Annotated in this window: 14 protein-coding genes and 3 pseudogenes; 13 read left to right on the forward strand and 4 right to left on the reverse strand. The window is 41.6% G+C overall.

All coding sequences use genetic code 11. The features are described from left to right. The first annotated feature begins 8 nt into the window (after positions 1-8). Positions 9-1,676: an alpha-glucosidase gene (locus ADI76_RS10555; protein WP_049516415.1), complete on the forward strand. Its 1,668-nt coding sequence runs from the start codon at positions 9-11 to the stop codon at positions 1,674-1,676. Positions 1,677-2,003: 327 nt separating this feature from the next. On the opposite strand, the gene ADI76_RS10560 is transcribed toward ADI76_RS10555, so the two are convergent. Next, positions 2,004-5,225, reverse strand: coding sequence for an LPXTG-anchored zinc carboxypeptidase (locus ADI76_RS10560; protein ID WP_049516420.1), 3,222 nt, complete (start codon positions 5,223-5,225; stop codon positions 2,004-2,006). A 117-nt stretch (positions 5,226-5,342) separates the two neighbouring features. Continuing rightward, positions 5,343-6,305, reverse strand: coding sequence for an aromatic acid exporter family protein (locus tag ADI76_RS10565; protein WP_049516418.1), 963 nt, complete (start codon positions 6,303-6,305; stop codon positions 5,343-5,345). A gap of 96 nt (positions 6,306-6,401) precedes the next feature. Between ADI76_RS10565 and rlmB the strand changes: the two genes are divergently transcribed. The 5 genes from rlmB (at position 6,402) to rpsI (ending at position 9,534) form a co-directional block, all read left to right on the forward strand. After that, positions 6,402-7,130 carry a 23S rRNA (guanosine(2251)-2'-O)-methyltransferase RlmB gene (gene rlmB, locus ADI76_RS10570; protein WP_003016229.1) on the forward strand — a complete coding sequence of 243 codons (729 nt, stop codon included), beginning with the start codon at positions 6,402-6,404 and terminating at the stop codon, positions 7,128-7,130. Positions 7,131-7,148: 18 nt separating this feature from the next. Beyond that, positions 7,149-7,661 carry an NYN domain-containing protein gene (locus tag ADI76_RS10575; RefSeq protein WP_003004212.1) on the forward strand — a complete coding sequence of 171 codons (513 nt, stop codon included), beginning with the start codon at positions 7,149-7,151 and terminating at the stop codon, positions 7,659-7,661. Continuing rightward, positions 7,661-8,524 (forward strand): DegV family protein, encoded by an 864-nt coding sequence (locus ADI76_RS10580; protein WP_003010076.1) that lies wholly within the window; start codon positions 7,661-7,663, stop codon positions 8,522-8,524. Before ADI76_RS10575 ends, ADI76_RS10580 begins: the two co-directional genes overlap by 1 nt. 152 nt (positions 8,525-8,676) lie before the next feature. Further along, positions 8,677-9,123, forward strand: a complete 447-nt coding sequence (rplM, locus tag ADI76_RS10585; protein WP_002876943.1) for a 50S ribosomal protein L13 — start codon at positions 8,677-8,679, stop codon at positions 9,121-9,123. Between the two features lie 18 nt (positions 9,124-9,141). Further along, positions 9,142-9,534: a 30S ribosomal protein S9 gene (rpsI, locus tag ADI76_RS10590; protein WP_002893764.1), complete on the forward strand. Its 393-nt coding sequence runs from the start codon at positions 9,142-9,144 to the stop codon at positions 9,532-9,534. Between the two features lie 109 nt (positions 9,535-9,643). On the opposite strand, the gene ADI76_RS10595 is transcribed toward rpsI, so the two are convergent. Together ADI76_RS10595 and ADI76_RS10600 are read right to left on the reverse strand one after the other, a co-directional pair. After that, positions 9,644-9,865: a tyrosine-type recombinase/integrase gene (locus tag ADI76_RS10595; RefSeq protein ID WP_002893762.1), complete on the reverse strand. Its 222-nt coding sequence runs from the start codon at positions 9,863-9,865 to the stop codon at positions 9,644-9,646. Between the two features lie 244 nt (positions 9,866-10,109). Further along, on the reverse strand, positions 10,110-10,718 hold the full coding sequence (locus ADI76_RS10600) for a DUF1269 domain-containing protein (RefSeq protein WP_002893760.1): 609 nt from the start codon (positions 10,716-10,718) through the stop codon (positions 10,110-10,112). 350 nt (positions 10,719-11,068) lie between these two features. Between ADI76_RS10600 and ADI76_RS11565 the strand changes: the two are divergent. From ADI76_RS11565 to cadX, 7 genes and pseudogenes are all read left to right on the forward strand, one after another. Continuing rightward, positions 11,069-11,212: pseudogene (locus tag ADI76_RS11565) on the forward strand (IS982 family transposase); the annotation flags it as partial. Positions 11,213-11,215: 3 nt separating this feature from the next. Next, a pseudogene (locus ADI76_RS11765) lies at positions 11,216-11,549 on the forward strand (diacylglycerol kinase family lipid kinase); the annotation flags it as partial. A gap of 148 nt (positions 11,550-11,697) precedes the next feature. Then, positions 11,698-12,288 (forward strand): annotated as a pseudogene (locus ADI76_RS10610) (IS256 family transposase); the annotation flags it as partial. Positions 12,289-12,468: 180 nt separating this feature from the next. Next, positions 12,469-12,747 (forward strand): DUF6110 family protein, encoded by a 279-nt coding sequence (locus tag ADI76_RS10615; RefSeq protein ID WP_002893755.1) that lies wholly within the window; start codon positions 12,469-12,471, stop codon positions 12,745-12,747. 1 nt (position 12,748) lies between these two features. Then, positions 12,749-14,812: a heavy metal translocating P-type ATPase gene (locus ADI76_RS10620; RefSeq protein ID WP_002893754.1), complete on the forward strand. Its 2,064-nt coding sequence runs from the start codon at positions 12,749-12,751 to the stop codon at positions 14,810-14,812. Between the two features lie 299 nt (positions 14,813-15,111). Further along, on the forward strand, positions 15,112-15,726 hold the full coding sequence (locus ADI76_RS10625; protein WP_002911684.1) for a CadD family cadmium resistance transporter: 615 nt from the start codon (positions 15,112-15,114) through the stop codon (positions 15,724-15,726). An 11-nt stretch (positions 15,727-15,737) separates the two neighbouring features. Further along, positions 15,738-16,076: a Cd(II)/Zn(II)-sensing metalloregulatory transcriptional regulator CadX gene (cadX, locus tag ADI76_RS10630; RefSeq protein ID WP_000711078.1), complete on the forward strand. Its 339-nt coding sequence runs from the start codon at positions 15,738-15,740 to the stop codon at positions 16,074-16,076. Positions 16,077-16,660: the final 584 nt, after the last annotated feature.

Consider the following 16,660-nt stretch of genomic DNA (forward strand, 5'->3'; position numbering starts at 1 on the left):
GACAAAACATGGAAAAAGACTGGTGGAAGGGGAAGGTCGCTTATCAGATCTACCCAAAAAGCTTTAAGGATAGCAATGGAGATGGTGTTGGAGACTTGAAAGGCATTACAGAGAAACTCGATTACCTTCAAGACTTAGGGATTGATATTCTCTGGCTATCTCCTGTTTACAAGAGTCCGTTTATTGACCAGGGTTATGATATTTCTGACTATTATGCCATTGATCCTCTCTTTGGGACCATGGAAGATATGGAAGAGCTGATCGCGGAAGGAAAGAAGCGAGGCATTTCCATCATTATGGACTTGGTGGTTAACCATTGCTCCAGTCATCACGAGTGGTTCCAAAAGGCTTTAGCGGATCCAGATGGTCCTTATGCGGATTACTTTTATTTTATCGAAAGTGACAAAGAACCCAACAACTGGGAAAGTTACTTTGGGGGCAGTGTTTGGGAGCCGGTTCCTGGAACCAACAAATACTATCTTCATTCTTTCCACAAGGATCAGCCAGATCTCAATTGGCAAAATCCTGTCTTGCGCGAAGAAATTTACAGGATGATCAATTGGTGGTTGGACAAGGGAATCGCGGGCTTCCGGATCGATGCTATTATCAATATCAAAAAAGATCTAGAATGGCGTTCGCTTCCGTCTGATCGCGAAAATGGCTTGGTTCCAGTACCGGAGTCTCTAGTGAATGCCCAATCGATTGAACCTTTCTTGCAAGAGTTAAAGGAGCGAACCTTTGCCAAGTACAATGCTTTCACTGTAGGAGAAGTTTTCTATGAAACCGATGAAGAATTGCATTTCTTCATTGGAAAAGACGGTGTCTTTTCTTCTATCTTTGACTTCAAGCAAACTTGCTTGGGGCAGGAAGGAAAAGGCTGGTTTGACCATAGTCTTCCAACAGCAGATGAACTCAAGGAAAGTATTTTTCAAGCGCATGAGCGCGCGGATAGCATTGGGGTGCTCTCGACCATTATCGAGAATCACGACGAACCTCGTGGGGTGTCCCATTATATCGCAGAAGGTCCAGTAAACGACACCAGTAAAAAAGCTCTGGGAACCATTCAGGTTTTGCGCAAGGGAATTCCGTTTATCTATCAAGGTCAAGAAATTGGAATGGAGAACCAAGTCTTTGAATCAGTGGAGGACTTTGATGATATCGCGACCATCAACGGCTACCACGTTGCTAAAGAAGCTGGTTTGAGTGAGGAAGAAGCCTTAGCAGCGATTGCCAACTATAGCCGAGACAATGCGCGGACACCGATGCAGTGGTCAGCGGAGCCAGGTCTGGGCTTTAGCGATGGACTAGCCTGGTTGATCAGTCCCAAACCAGATTATTCCATTAATGTGGAAGACCAGGAAAAGGATCCAGATTCTATTTTGAATTATTACCGCCAGTTGACGGCCTTGTATCGCCATCCCCTCTATGGAAATACCATCCGGTTTGGAGATATGATCCCAGCTTATCGAGACCGTGAGAACATCATCGCCTTTGAACGCCGTGGGGACAAGCGTCTCTTGGTGATCAGCAATTTCCAAAATCGCCAGGCCACCTTGGAGTTGCCAGCTCCGATTAAAACAGTCGTTTTAAATAATACAGCAGGATTATTCCAAGAAGGAGACCAAGTATTAGAATTAGCTCCTTACCAAACGGTTGTGTTGGAATTGGTGGAATAAGGAGAAACTTTGCATCAGTGTTAGGATTTAATGTAGAATAGTATGTTCATTAAATATTCTGGAGAACATTATAAAAGTTTTCTATACTTTAGAATCAGTCAAGTATAAACTGAAACTTTCCGCTGTGAGAAAAGTGTTTGAAACATTATTGTTTCAAACACTCGGGAGTTTTGAGACCTTAGGCTCAAAACTAAGTCATGGAACTTCGAAGAAGTTCGCTGACGTCCGTACTCACCTAAGGAAAGTTTTGAAAGATATTTTATCTCCAAAAAGAACCTTCGCGTCTGCGAAGGTTCTTTTCGTGTCATCCAAGTCTAAACCTGGAACTTACTCAACTTCTTTCTTTTTCAAGAGGAGGAAGCCTCCGCTAACGGCTAACAAGAAGCCTGAAAGAATGAAGTGTGCGGTTGTGTCTTCTCCAGTTTGTGGCAATTGTGCCTTAGCTGGACTTTCTTGGAAGCTTTGTCCTACTTGGTAAGTCAAGGCTTGCACGCTTTCTCCATTTTCCACAGTTGTTTCTTTTTGTGGAAGGAGCACTTTAGGAGTGTCCTTCTTGGCCAAGATTGGCTGTGGATTGCTTGTTTGGTTATGAATTGGAACTACCACTTGATCTGGTTCTTTAGCTGGAACGTAATCCATCAAGCTTGCCAACTTGCTGCCAAAGATCGCATTGGTTACCCAGCGGAAGAAGTGGACAGGGTGTTGACGGTTGGTTGGATTTCCTGCATAGACAAAGAGTGGTTGTCCCATCAGTTCTCCAGAGATGGCCATGACTTTGTTAGCCAGAACATCGTTATGTGGCCACCAACCTGCAATATAATAATCGCTTGGAGCGATGCTCATCAAGGTCTTGAAATGCTCTGGAACCTTTTCAATCCAGTTTCCTGAGTTGGAGTAGAAGAGGGTATTCTTCTTGTATCCGCTGGTCAATGGATCCTGATCATCAATGATCGCTTTCATCAAGCCTTCGTAGTCACTACCGCCTTTTAGTTTTTCAGCGTCAAATCCTGTAAGAACTCCCAATTTTTCCAATTTTTGCATGGCTTCCCCGCCAATGACAAGGGTTGGTTTCTTGCCAAAAATGGAAGCGTCAAAGCGATTGCTTTCCAAAATAACAACATCCGCTTCTTCTGGCGTATTGACGATTTGGAAGCCTAATTTTTCAAGGACCAAACTAGTATGAGCAGGCGCATCTACTCCAGCCCAATTATAGTGGTAGTTTGGAGAGTAGACCTTCATCGGTTTCAAGGTTGGGCCACTAGGCACCTTGTAGAGGGCATCACCATAAATGGCATAGTTTGGTAGGAGCGAAGCAAAGGTATCGCGGTCAACGATGTAGCCATCATCTGTTAGGTAGACAGATTTTCCTTGTGCAATAGCCTGGTTGACAGCTTTAACGGCACTGGCTGAGGTATTGGCAATCACATAGTAAGGAGCTTTTGGATCGATCTCAGAGGTACGAGTCGCGCGGGTGGTGGTGACTTCGCCTAATTTTCCATTGAAAAGACCATCCGCAAAGACAGGTTCGGACTTGAACCCTCTCATATCTGGGAAGTTGACCAGCAACTCTGCGTACATAGCAGCCCAGGCAGATTCGTTGGAGCCCTTGTAGAGAATGTGGTTGGCATAGCCACGTTTGGCTTGGGCCATGTCAATGACTAAGTCCCCTTTTTTATAGTTGCCAATATCTTCTTTGAGTTCCTTGACGAGGACACCATTGCGTTTGAAGTAGTCGATCATATTGAAGGCTTCTTGGGCATCGTTGTCTTTGTCGAGGCTCATTGGGATGACGTAGTAGTCTGGGAAGAATTTCGGACGACCATTTTTCACACGTCCAACGATTTCTCCATTTGGGCCGACCAGTTCATTTTCGGCTTTTGGATCTTCGGTTTTATTGAGACCACGCAGGTAGAAGTTGAGACGCATCTCAAGGAGACGGTCCGGATCTTGGTTGAGGAAGTCAATCCCTCCTAGGACAGCATTGCGTCCAGCCTTATAGGATTCTTGGTTGGATTCTGGTATTTCAATGGTGTGGCCCAAGATGCCGTGATAGACAGCATAAACCCCTGTATAACCTGAGAAGGAATCATCCCAGCCATCGCCCCAATCCAGTTTTGGAATGATGTAACTATCATATTTAGAATTGGCAACTCCAGCCCGGCCCATATGATGGGCATTTTCTAGCATCAGATCTGATAGAAGATCGTATTCAAAGTTCGGATCATGTGGAGGTGTTGCAGGTTCGATTAAGAATTCTTTGACAAAACCGTGTAAGTCATAGAGAGCAATTGGATTCCACTTGTTGATCATTTGGATGACGGTCCGGACTTCAGGGTTGGTTTGGTAGCTGGCATCCCGGTTTGGATCGAGCCCGTTTGCTAGGGCCCGCAGGTTGAGAGCATCTCCATCTGGGTTTTCCGTGAAGTCAAACAAGAAGATGAATTTATTGAGCAAGGTTGGAATATCTAGCGTGACAGTTTTAGCATTTCCAGCTTCATCTGTGGTGTTAAAGGTCACCTTTTCCTTGGTCGCAAAGGTATTAAAGAGGCCTGTGATGATGTCGATCCCTGGCTGCTCATCCGCGTGGGTGTTGTGGACTAAGACAGGTAGTTTGTAATCCAAGGTCTTGTCCTTCAGTGCAGCCAGCATTTCGCTTGGCTTGGTCAAGGCTGTAGGGTTGGTACTAGAAAGGTAGTGATCAATGCTAGCTTGGTCCTTGCTCACGATCCCCATCTTCATATCCCGGCCTTGGGCACTCTTACCAAGGGTTTCCAGCTGCACTAAACGATCGGGTTTCGCTTCTTCCTTGGATTTTTCGATAGCAGCTAGCATCTCTTCATGTGTATGGTAGTCTTGGTAAGGTCGAAAAACAAGGGTCTTATTGATGGTGATCCCTAAGTCTGCATTGGTTCCGACTAGCTCATGGTTGCCGATGTAGTTGCGGTAAGTCCGGCGAATATTATTTGGGCTACGAAGACTAAGATCTTGACCAAAGAGATCCTGCACGTCGATGTGGAGATCCAGATCATTGCCGTTTGCGGTCTCTGTGATAGTAAGGAATGGATCCTTGCTCAGTGTTCCTGTCTCCATATCCCAGGTTTTCCACTCAGAGAGAGGTTTATTGTCTAAGGTCCAGTTGATCTTGCCAGCAGCTTGAGCTTTTTCTTGGACTTTGTCATCAATCGTACTCTTTTCAGAGAGATAAATGGTGCTATCAGCCAATCGAGTCGCTTGGTCAGCGGTTGTTGTAGCACGGGTAGTGCTTGGACTAGCGGTTGGAGCAACTTCTGTAGTAGAAGTCCCATCAGAAGTCGCTGCTGTTTCTGCAGGACTAGCAGGAGTTACTTCTGCGGCTGTAGCGGGACTGGTCGTCTCAGCTGTCACAGCTTGCTCAGTAGCAGGTGTCGCTTCAAGGACCGTGCTTGGTTCTGTTTGAGGTGCTTCTAAGCTATCGGCTGAAGCTTGGCCATGACCGATAACGGAAAGCAAGACAGCCGCTGAGAGGCTGAGTGTTGTAGTGTACAAATGTTTCTTATACGAAGACTTCATCATATAGAAGACCCTCCTTAAAAAGTTATTTTCCAGTTCTAGTATACCATTTTAGGAAAGCGTTTACAACAAAACCCTGAATAAAAAAGCCTTTGCATCTTGCAAGGGCTTCTTTGTCTATTCTGTCTCCTTATGAAATTGTTGGTAAAAATCAACCTTGACCTGAATGAAGGTTTCTAAATCTCTTAGCAATTGGAGCAAGGTGGCGCGTGTTTCGAATTCTTCACGGGTCTTAGGAAGAGGGCGTTCGCGAAAGATCGCCAAATACTGAGTAATATCATCAAGAAGATCTTGGGCGGGATTTTTCTGACTTAACTGTTGGGCCGTTTTCTTAAAAAGTTGAGCTAGGATTATGCTTTCACTCGCCGCTAACTGACAACGGTTGACGTTTTCTGCCATATTCCGCAGAATATCGTTTTGCCGCTTGCGCATTTCGAAGTAGTGAATATGGTAGTTGGTTTGGTGAAAGAGGTGGTTGGAATGGTCCAGATAAACTAGCTTCAAAGCATCCTTTAGGATACCATCCAACTCCTTAATCAAGCGAGCATCATTGCGACCATCCCCTTTACCAAGAAATTCCGCAAAACGACCAAGGATCTTCTTTAGTTGGTCTTCGACCACATCATGGTAATGATCGATCGCAGCCTGATTAGAAGGCATATAGAGATTGGCCAGCAGGGCAAAGCTGGTCCCTATCAAAAAGAGGGCAAGTTCATTGAGCAAGAGTCCCCAGGAAGTAGACTGCTCAATCAAGAGATGGGTGACCAGCACCGTACTTGGGGTGATGCCGATCTGCCAACCCAATAGAAAGGCGCAAGGAACATAGAGAGCGATAAAGACTCCCAGTGCCCAGAGGTTGAACCCTAAAAAAGAAAAGGCGAGACTTCCGATAGTAAGGGCCAGCAAGGTCGACATAAAGCGCTGGTAGGCCTGCTTGATGGTACTGCGACGTGTATCAGAGATACTCAAGATGGCAATGACGCCAGCTGAGATGGCATAGGTCAAGCCTAGAGCATAAGCAAGGGCCGCTGCTAAACAAGTGGCTAAGGTGAGCTTGATGGTTCGTTGAAAAAGAGGCATGGCTTCCTTTCTAGTTCGGTTTGTTCATTGAGATTGATTTGATTTCATTATATCATGAATTGGCCTCTTCCTCCTTTCTTGTGGTATACTAGTTCTATGGAAAATAACGATATCGTATACGGTGTCCACGCAGTCACCGAGGCTTTACAAGCCAATACAGGCAATAAATTATATATTCAAGAAGACCTCCGAGGAAAAAATGTCGACAAGATCAAGGCCTTAGCAGCTGAGAAAAAAGTGTCGATTTCTTGGACGCCAAAGAAAACCCTGCAGGAAATGACGGAAGGAGCTGTTCACCAAGGCTTTGTTCTTCGTGTGGCAGCCTTTGCTTACACAGACTTGGCAGCGATTCTGAAACAGACAGCCCAAGAAGAGAACCCTCTTTTATTGATTCTCGATGGCTTAACAGATCCACACAATCTTGGATCTATCTTACGGACAGCTGATGCGACCAATGTCTCAGGAGTTATCATTCCTAAGCACCGGGCAGTCGGGGTAACCCCAGTGGTTTCAAAAACGTCTACCGGAGCAGTGGAACACATTCCCATTGCGCGAGTGACCAATCTTAGCCAAACCATAGACAAGCTCAAGGAAGAAGGTTTCTGGATCTTTGGAACCGACATGAACGGCACGCCATCTCACCAGTGGAATACGGCTGGCAAGTTAGCCTTGATCATTGGCAATGAAGGAAAAGGGATCTCAGCCAATATCAAAAAACAAGTCGATGAGATGATCACCATTCCCATGAATGGTCATGTGCAAAGCCTCAATGCCAGTGTGGCAGCAGCCATCCTTATGTATGAGGTCTTTCGCAATCGACTATAATCCTAGAAAGGCAATGATATGAAACGAAAAATCTTATTGGTTGACGGCTATAATATGATTGCCTTTTGGCAGGAGACCCGCCAGCTCTTTCAAAAAAGTGAGCTCGATGCAGCCCGCAATATCCTCCTGCAAAAACTGAGCCACTATGCTAGCTTTGAAGGAATCGAAGTCATCTGTGTCTTTGATGCCCAGTATATGCCAGGAGTGCGGCAGACCTATGAGGAGTTCAATGTTCAGGTGGTCTTTACCGGTGAGGATGAGACGGCAGATGACTATATCGAGCGCTTGGCGGCAGAGCTTAACACGCCCCTCCACCAAGTATCAGTAGCGACCAGTGACTTAAATGAGCAATGGACCGTCTTTGCTCAAGGAGCTCTTCGGGTATCTGCCAGAGAGTTAGAAAAACGGGTCGCAGTCGTCAAAGGAAACCTCAATCAAGCGCAGCGAGTGGTTAACGATCAAAAACCACCCATGCGACCGCTCGATCACGAAGTATTGCGACAATTACAAGAAATGATGGGAGACAAGTAATGACATTTGCTATTTTAACCGATTCGACCGCAGATTTAGACCAAAACTGGGCCAAGGAACATCAGGTGACCATTCTTGGCTTGACCATTGAGTTAGATGGGACGGTTTACCAGACAGTAGGCCAAGCTCAATTGACCAGCCCGGAGCTTTTAGAAGCCATGAAAAATGGGGCCAAACCGACAACCAGTCAGGTCAATGTGGGCCAATTTCAGGAAACCTTTAAACAATTTGCCAAAGAAGGAAAAGATCTGCTTTATGTGGCCTTTTCATCAGTCTTATCTGGGACCTATCAGAGTGCAGTCATGGCACGAGACCTGGTTTTAGAAGACTACCCGGAAGCCGTGATCGAGATTGTCGATCAGAAGGCTGCTGGGATTGGAGAGGGTTATCTGGTCATGCGAGCAGTAGCTGCGCGTGATGCAGGTCGTTCATTAGCAGAAGCCAAAGAAGAAATCATGGACCTAGCGCCAAAACTGCGGACTTATTTCCTAGTTGATGACCTCTACCACCTCATGCGTGGCGGCCGTCTCTCAAAAAGTGCCGCGATCATGGGAAGTTTGGCCAGCATCAAACCCATTCTCTGGATAGATGCGGAAGGGAAATTAGTCCCTATTAGCAAGGTTCGGGGACGCAAAAAAGCTGTCCGGGAATTACTGGAGCTGATCAAAGCAGATATCGGTGAAAGCACAGCCTTGGTATCTTATACCAACGATCTAGAAGGAGCCGAAGCACTGAAGCAAGAAATGCTTGCGCTTGAAGGCATCGATGAAGTTCTCGTGATGCCTCTTGGACCGGTTATTTCAGCCCACGTCGGCCCGAATTCCTTGATCGGATTTGTCATTGGAAAAGAAAATCGCAAATAATTTTCCAAATCGGTTGACTTTTATCTTAGAATTTTGATACAATAGTAGGCGGTATTGTTTACCCCATTTGTAAGGCCCCGGAACCTTTCAAATAACTTGCGGACCGGAACATCCGCCCTGTAAACAAAAACGACATTCATATAGGAGAAATCATGAACAAAACTACATTCATGGCTAAACCAGGCCAAGTAGAACGCAAATGGTACGTTGTTGACGCAACTGATGTACCTCTTGGACGCCTTTCAGCAGTTGTTGCTAGCGTGCTTCGCGGAAAAAACAAACCAACATTCACACCTCACACTGATACAGGTGACTTCGTAATCGTTATCAATGCTGAAAAAGTTAAATTGACTGGTAAAAAAGCAACTGATAAGATCTACTACACTCACTCAAACCACCCAGGTGGATTGAAATCAATCTCTGCTGGTGAACTTCGTTCTAAAAATGCAGTACGTTTGATCGAGAAATCAGTTAAAGGTATGCTTCCACACAATACTCTTGGCCGCGCTCAAGGTATGAAATTGAAAGTATTCGTTGGAGCTGAGCACACTCACGCTGCACAACAACCAGAAGTTCTTGATATTTCAGGACTTATCTAAGGAAAGGAACAATAAAGTATGTCACAAGCACAATATGCAGGTACTGGACGTCGTAAAAACGCTGTTGCACGCGTTCGCCTTGTTCCAGGAACTGGTAAAATCACTGTTAACAAAAAAGATGTTGAAGAGTACATCCCACACGCTGACCTTCGTCTTGTAATCAACCAACCATTCGCAGTTACTTCAACTGCAGGTTCATACGACGTTTTCGTTAACGTTGTAGGTGGTGGATACGCTGGTCAAGCAGGAGCTATCCGTCACGGTATCGCTCGTGCCCTTCTTCAAGTAGACCCAGACTTCCGCGATTCATTGAAACGCGCAGGACTTCTTACACGTGACTCACGTAAAGTTGAACGTAAGAAACCAGGTCTTAAGAAAGCTCGTAAAGCTAGCCAGTTCTCTAAACGTTAATCAATACGATTATATCAACGTTTACAGACATTCAAGAATTATTTCTTGGATGTCTTTTTTGTTTCAAAAAATCAAAGTTCACCCCAAAATTCACCCCATATTCACCCCATCAATTTTTTAAACTACGAAAAGCAATATCACCTACAGTCTGATTGACTTTATCTTTGATATTAACGTAAGTTTTTGTAATCTCTTTATCACTATGAGTAAGAGCTTCTGAGAAGGCTTCAAGAGAAACACCTGCTTGTTTAGCAAGAGTAGCACCAGTATGTCTTAGTTTGTGTGGTGATGCTGGTGCTAATTCGGGATGTCTTCGTCTGACTGATTTCATCTTGATAAAACTTAAAATTTTTCTAATTATAACGAAGCATAGTCAAAAAGCTATGACCTCTATATTCACAAAAAAATCCAGACCAATACTAGTCCAGATTTCTTGTCTATTAAACATTCTTTTCAAAGAATGGAAGAACGGCTGTAACGGCTTTGTCAACGCAATTATTTAACTGTGAGAATCCGACGCACATAAATTTTAAATGGCGTCTCAGTCACATTTAAATTTATGAGACGCTTAGACGTTAGGCTTTCAATTTGTCAAATTTTGCTTTGACATTTGCCTTGAATTCTTCAAGTTTAGCCTTGCGTTCGGCTTTACGTTCAGCCTTCATTTGTGCACGTGCCTGGTTGTAGAGGTCTTCTTGGACTTGCAGAGCTGCTTCGATTTCGGCTACGACGGTTGCTACATCCCAACGCACGATTTGGGTGTCGTACTTGGTGAAGTAAGCATCGATGACTGCTTCGTTGTTTTCTTGCACCAAGGCGACAACGGCTGTTTCGCCGTCGATCAATTTTTGAGACACAACGTCAATCAAGCCAGCTTCTGCCGTATCAACGGTATCACCAGCAGCCAAACCATAGAGGCTGCCAATACCATAACCAAACAAGACGCCGATAGGACCACCCAAAAGCCCGATAACTGCACCGAGCAAGCCACCTTCTAGGGTTGCATCCGTCGTTGAATCTTCAAAGTCATAGCGTTCTTTTTCAACGATGTGACCGTTTTCATTTTTGACCAAGGCGATTTGAGCAACCTTGGTCGTCTGAGTTTGGCGGAAAGCCTTCAAATCCGCAAAGGACTGATAAGCTTCGCTTTCAGTGTTAAAGACTGAAACTACTAGGTTTTCCATAGTTAGTACCTCTTTTCTAAATATATACGTTCATTATAATACAGTTTCAATCACTTTTCAATCATTTTAGTGCGACATTTTAATTGATATGTCGCGTTTATCAGCGTCAAAGAACAGTTTCAGGCAGCGGTATATCTTTGCCATATCCCAGCCCAGACACTCTGGCGACTCTGAGTGATTATCAAGAAAGGCGTCCAGCAACATCTTAAAGCCTCCCGTGCAAAAAGTAAATAAATAGTGTTTTTCCTGTATGCCTGTCACACGGCTAAAAGACCGCTTGACCAAATCTTCCAGAAAATTATAGCAGATATTATGTACCAGCTCTGTGTAGCGAGTCTGATGAGCGTGCCGAATCACATCGACACTTTTATAGAATCTGCCAACTGTTTCCTTATGGTCGAATCCTTGAAAGAAGTCGCTTTATTCGTCGGTCAAGACAATTAATTTGGCTGGTGCAACTGATTCGCCAAGCTATGAACAAGCAATTATTACCTTTTGAAAGCAAAAATGGCAATTATGAAGGTGAAGCTACTCAGGTCTTAGTTCTTCTATCCAATTACTATGCAGACAAAAAACTATTTGATGAAAATACAGATGAATATGGAAATATCTTGATTTTAAAGGATTCATCCATCATTTCTAAATTATCGGCTATCCCAGATTTATTAAAAAGGGGATCTAGTAGGTAACAATAATATCGAATATATCAAAGTACGCAATATTAGGATTTCTTCAGAGGTTGAGTTAGAGTCAGATGTTGATGGGGATAAGTCGGATAATCTGCCAATAGATATAAAAATACTAGAAAACAGGCTTGAAAAAGGCTCGTAAAGCTAGCCAGTTCTCTAAACGTTAATTCGTTGCTGGACAGCAGAATACAAACGAAAACACTTTGCATCTTGCAAGGTGTTTTTTTCTATGAGAACTGGCGGTGCGCAATTAGGATAGCTCTAGCGACTTTAGTCGCATAGAGATATGCTATGCACAGTTGCCTCAAGAAAACAATGCTTCTTGGTCCACCCTGTTAGACAAGCTTCAAAACCAAGGAATCCAACAGATTTCTCTTGTAGTTACAGATGGCTTTAAGGGGCTTGAGCAGATTATCAGTCAGGCTCACCCATTAGCTAAACAACAATGTTGCTTAATTCATATTAGTCGAAATCTAGCTAGTAAAGTGAAACGAGCAGATAGAGCGGTTATTCTGGGGCAATTTATAATGATTTATCGTGCTGAAAATTTAGAAATGGCAGGACAAGCTTTAGAGGACTTTCTCGCCGAATGGAAACCAAAGTATAGGAAAGTCATGGAAAGTCTGGAGAAGACGGATAATCTTTTAACTTTTTATCAGTTTCCCTACCAGATTTGGCACAGCATGTATTCGACAAACCTCATTGAGTCTCTTAACAAAGAAATCAAACATCAAACGAAAAAGAAGGTTCTTTTTCCTAATGAGGAGGCTCTGGAACGTTACTTAGTTACGTTGTTTGAAGATTATAATTTCAAGCAAAGTCAACGAATCCATAAAGGGTTTGGTCAATGTTCTGATACACTTGAAAGCTTATTTAATTAACACTCCGTAACTCTACTTAAGTGTTTACACATAATTATTTACAGTATCAAAAAATAAAGTATATTGTTTTCATCATAATATAATTAAATATCAGTATAGAGAATTTTATCTATATATCAGATATCAGCAATTGCTTTTGCTGTCATTTTTCGCTACAATAGTTACAAGGAGGAAATAAACATGTTAAAAGAAGTATTAAACGTCGCAAAAGTTGCGAAAAAATCATCTCTCTTCTTAGGAGGGGTAGCATTTGGGACGCTTGGCTTGAAAGTCTTAGCAAGTAAAGAAGCTAAGAAAGGCTATTCTAAGGCCTTGGCTAAAGCTTACAAATTGAAAGATGGACTGGATGCATCTGTTTCTGTTGTAAAACAACACGGTGATGATGTTTTACAAGACGCTAAATATTTATACGAACAGGAAAAGAAAGAAGAACAATTAGATAGCCTGACAGGTGAATAATATGTCTTTTAAAGTGCTACACAGAGGATATCAACATATCCGATTATCGTCCTCGTTTTCACTGACCTTGGATATTCAAGATTATCTTCGTTCCTTGGCTAAAGATGAAAAAGGGATCGACTCTATTCAGTTTTATATGGATCAGCAGCACTTTACTCTACGTATGAAAGAAGGCTTCTCTGTATTAGAAAATGCAGAGGCCTTTTTAAAAAAAATTGACAAGGGGAAAGTTTCGGACTTGATGACTCTTCCCATTCGTAGAGAAGAGAGTGCTTATTCAATTGTATCGGGTGCAGCGATTAAGCGTTTGCTGTTTCGAAGTTTTGTACCCTACCCTATTCGTTATATTTGGACTTGTTATCAGGCTTTGGGTTATGTCAAAGAAGCCTATCAAACTTTAGCGCGCAAGGAACTAACCATGGAGGTCTTGGACTGTTCGGCCATTTTGTTGTCCTTGTTTATGAACCAATCCAAGACAGCTAGCAACATCATGTTTATGCTTGATTTGGGTAATCATCTGGATCAGTGGTCTTTAAAAAAAACAGCAACAGATTTGGAACAAAGCCTTCTTGCTAAAGAAAGTGATGTTTTCTTAGTGCGGGGAGACATGGTCATCAGCATCAAGAGTTCTGATGTTCAAGTAGGTGATGTATTAGTTGTCTCCCAAGGTAATGAAATCTTGTTTGACGGCCAAGTGGTTTCAGGATTAGGCATGGTCAATGAGAGTTCCTTGACTGGAGAGAGCTTCCCTGTTGAAAAGAAAGAGGGAGATTCTGTATGTGCGAATACTGTTTTGGAAACAGGAGAGTTAAGAATTCGTGTGACTGATAATCAGATAAACAGTCGTATTTTGCAACTCATCAATCTGATGAAAAAATCTGAAGAGAGTAAGAAGACAAAACAACGTCATTTTATTAGGATGGCAGACAAGGTTGTAAAATATAACTTCTTAGGTGCTGGTTTGACTTATCTGTTAACAGGTTCGTTTTCAAAAGCCATTTCCTTTTTATTGGTGGATTTTTCATGTGCTCTAAAAATATCCACACCTGTAGCCTACCTTACGGCCATAAAGGAAGGTCTAAATCGAGAAATGGTTATTAAAGATGGTGATGTATTAGAAAAATATCTGGAAGTGGATACTTTCTTGTTTGATAAAACGGGTACCATCACGACGAGTTATCCTTTGGTTGAAAAGGTTCTTCCTTTCGGAGATTATACTGAGAAAGATATTTTAAGAATAAGTGCATGTTTGGAGGAACATATCTATCATCCTATTGCCAATGCAATTGTTAAACAAGCTGAAATTGAAGGCATTGAACACGAAGAAATGCATGGCAAGCTTCAGTATGTTGCAAGCAAAGGGATTAAATCGCAAATTGATGGTCAATCGGTTGTCATTGGAAATTATGTACTAATGCAAGACGAACAGGTAAGAATTAGTTCTGAGCAGCTGGCCTTGATTGAGCAATATAAGACTCATTACAATTTATTGTTTTTGGCTTATAAGAAAGAATTAATTGGGATGTTTTGTATCCACACTCCCTTGAGAAGCGAGGCGAAAGTTGCATTGAAAAAGCTAAAGCGCCAAGGGAAAAAACTGATTCTGGCAACTGGTGATACGTTGGCTAGAACAGAAGAGTTGGTTAAAGATCTGCCATTTGACAACGTTTATACTGATTTAAAACCAGATGGTAAGTTTCAGTTGGTTCAGGAATTACAGAAAGCTGGCCGAACTATTTTGATGGTTGGAGACGGGTTAAACGACTCTGCTGCCTTGACGCTTGCAGATATTGGGGTTGTGATGAATGAAAGTGCTGATATTTCTAAGCAGATGAGTGATATTTTATTATTAGATAATCGTTTAGATTTCTTCGAGGAATTGAATTCTTTATCTGAATCGTTGCAGAAATTAATTCAAAGAAATATTCAAGAAACAGTTGTAATAAATGGAAGTTTAATTGGATTTGGGTTGTTAAATTGGTTAAGCCCATCTAATCTTTCGATATTGCACAATCTGACTACTTTAAGAATCGTCCTTCGTAGTCTTTCTATTAAAAGTAGGTAAGAGACCGAGAAGCTGAGGTTATAAAAACTAAAAGGAGTTGTCTCATTTGAGAATAACGGCTCTTTGTCAACTGTAGTGGGTTGGTGGAAAATTATACCCTGGAGAGGACCAAATTGGTTCTCTCCTTTTAAATATTGAAAAAACCATTGGCAGTGGACATACTTTAAGACTATATATTTCTGAAACTAGTTTCACAATACAAATATTGACATGCAATTATTAATTGGTGGATTTTAAGTTGACATCTACAAAGGTTAATGTTAGAATACATTCAAAAATATATTTGAATGAGGTGTTTTATGATTCAAAATATTGTTACTTCAATAATCCTGTATTCTGGGACAGCCGTAGACTTACTTATTATCCTAATGTTATTTTTTGCCAAAAGAAAAAGCAGAAAGGACATCATTAACATCTATTTAGGACAATTTCTAGGCTCTGTTAGTCTAATATTCCTAAGTTTGCTTTTTGCATTTGTCTTAAATTATATTCCTAGTAAAGAGATTTTAGGTTTACTCGGTTTGATTCCAATTTTCCTAGGCCTCAAAGTTTTGCTTTTAGGAGATTCTGATGGAGAAGCTATTGCAAAAGATGGTTTGCGAAAAGACAATAAAAACCTGATTTTTCTAGTCGCTATGATTACTTTTGCAAGTTGTGGCGCTGACAATATTGGTGTCTTTGTCCCATATTTTACCACCTTAAATTTAGCGAATTTGATAGTGACTTTACTTACTTTTCTAGTCATGATTTATCTCTTGGTTTTTTCTGCCCAAAAATTAGCACAAGTCCCTTCTGTTGGAGAAACTTTGGAAAAATATAGCAGATGGTTTATTGCCGTTGTCTATTTAGGATTGGGGATGTATATCCTGATTGAAAACAACAGCTTTGACATGCTATGGGCTGTGTTAGGCTAGGAGAAAAAATTATGAAAAAAGATAGTATCTGTCAAGTGGATGTTATAAATCAACAAAATGTTACAACCGCAACGAACTACCTTGAAAAGGAAAAAGTCCAAAAATCACTTCGCATTTTATCAAAATTTACCGATAATAAACAGATAAATATCATCTTTTATCTCCTTGCCGTCGAAGAACTCTGTGTCTGCGATATAGCCTGTTTATTAAATCTCAGTATGGCATCTGCCTCCCACCATCTTCGTAAACTAGCCAATCAAAATATCTTGGACACTAGAAGAGAGGGGAAAATTATATATTATTTTATAAAGGATGAGGAAATCAGAGATTTTTTTAATCAACTAGGATAACAACTATTTTTACTACTTTTCCATGATTATAGGGAGATTATAATCGTTGTTGTTTCAACGGTAGCAAACTGGTTTTTACATAAAGTAATTGATAAACCCAATATAGATCAGAAAGAATTACTTGAAGCTACCGCACAATATAGAAAGTTATTGATACCTGACCAAATAATTAAAGGAGTGGGATTGATTCTATACTTAATTGTCTATCCTCCGATTATGATGTATAGTGTTTTAATTGCGGCATTTTACATCATAACTTTAAAAACACTATCTGAAAAAAGAGTGAATAACTAAAAAATGGTGATCAAAGTTAGGTGTATTATTTTAATGCTTACAGACCTAAACTATTCCCCTATTTATAATCTATTGATTCATATTTTATGAAATTAATCAGTAGATATCGTTCTGAAAAGCCTTGATAATACGCTGTTTTTAGTCCAACTGAAACCCATACTTTCCAAACCAGGCTTGAAAAAAGCTCGTAAAGCATCACAATTTAGTAAACGTTAAAACTTATTTAAACTTATTGAAAGCATTTCGTATCAAAAATACGGGATGCTTTTTCTGTTCACCCCAAATTTTTG

Origin of the sequence: Streptococcus parasanguinis (genome assembly GCF_001074805.1) — a bacterium.
Classification (GTDB): Bacteria; Bacillota; Bacilli; order Lactobacillales; family Streptococcaceae; genus Streptococcus; species Streptococcus parasanguinis_A.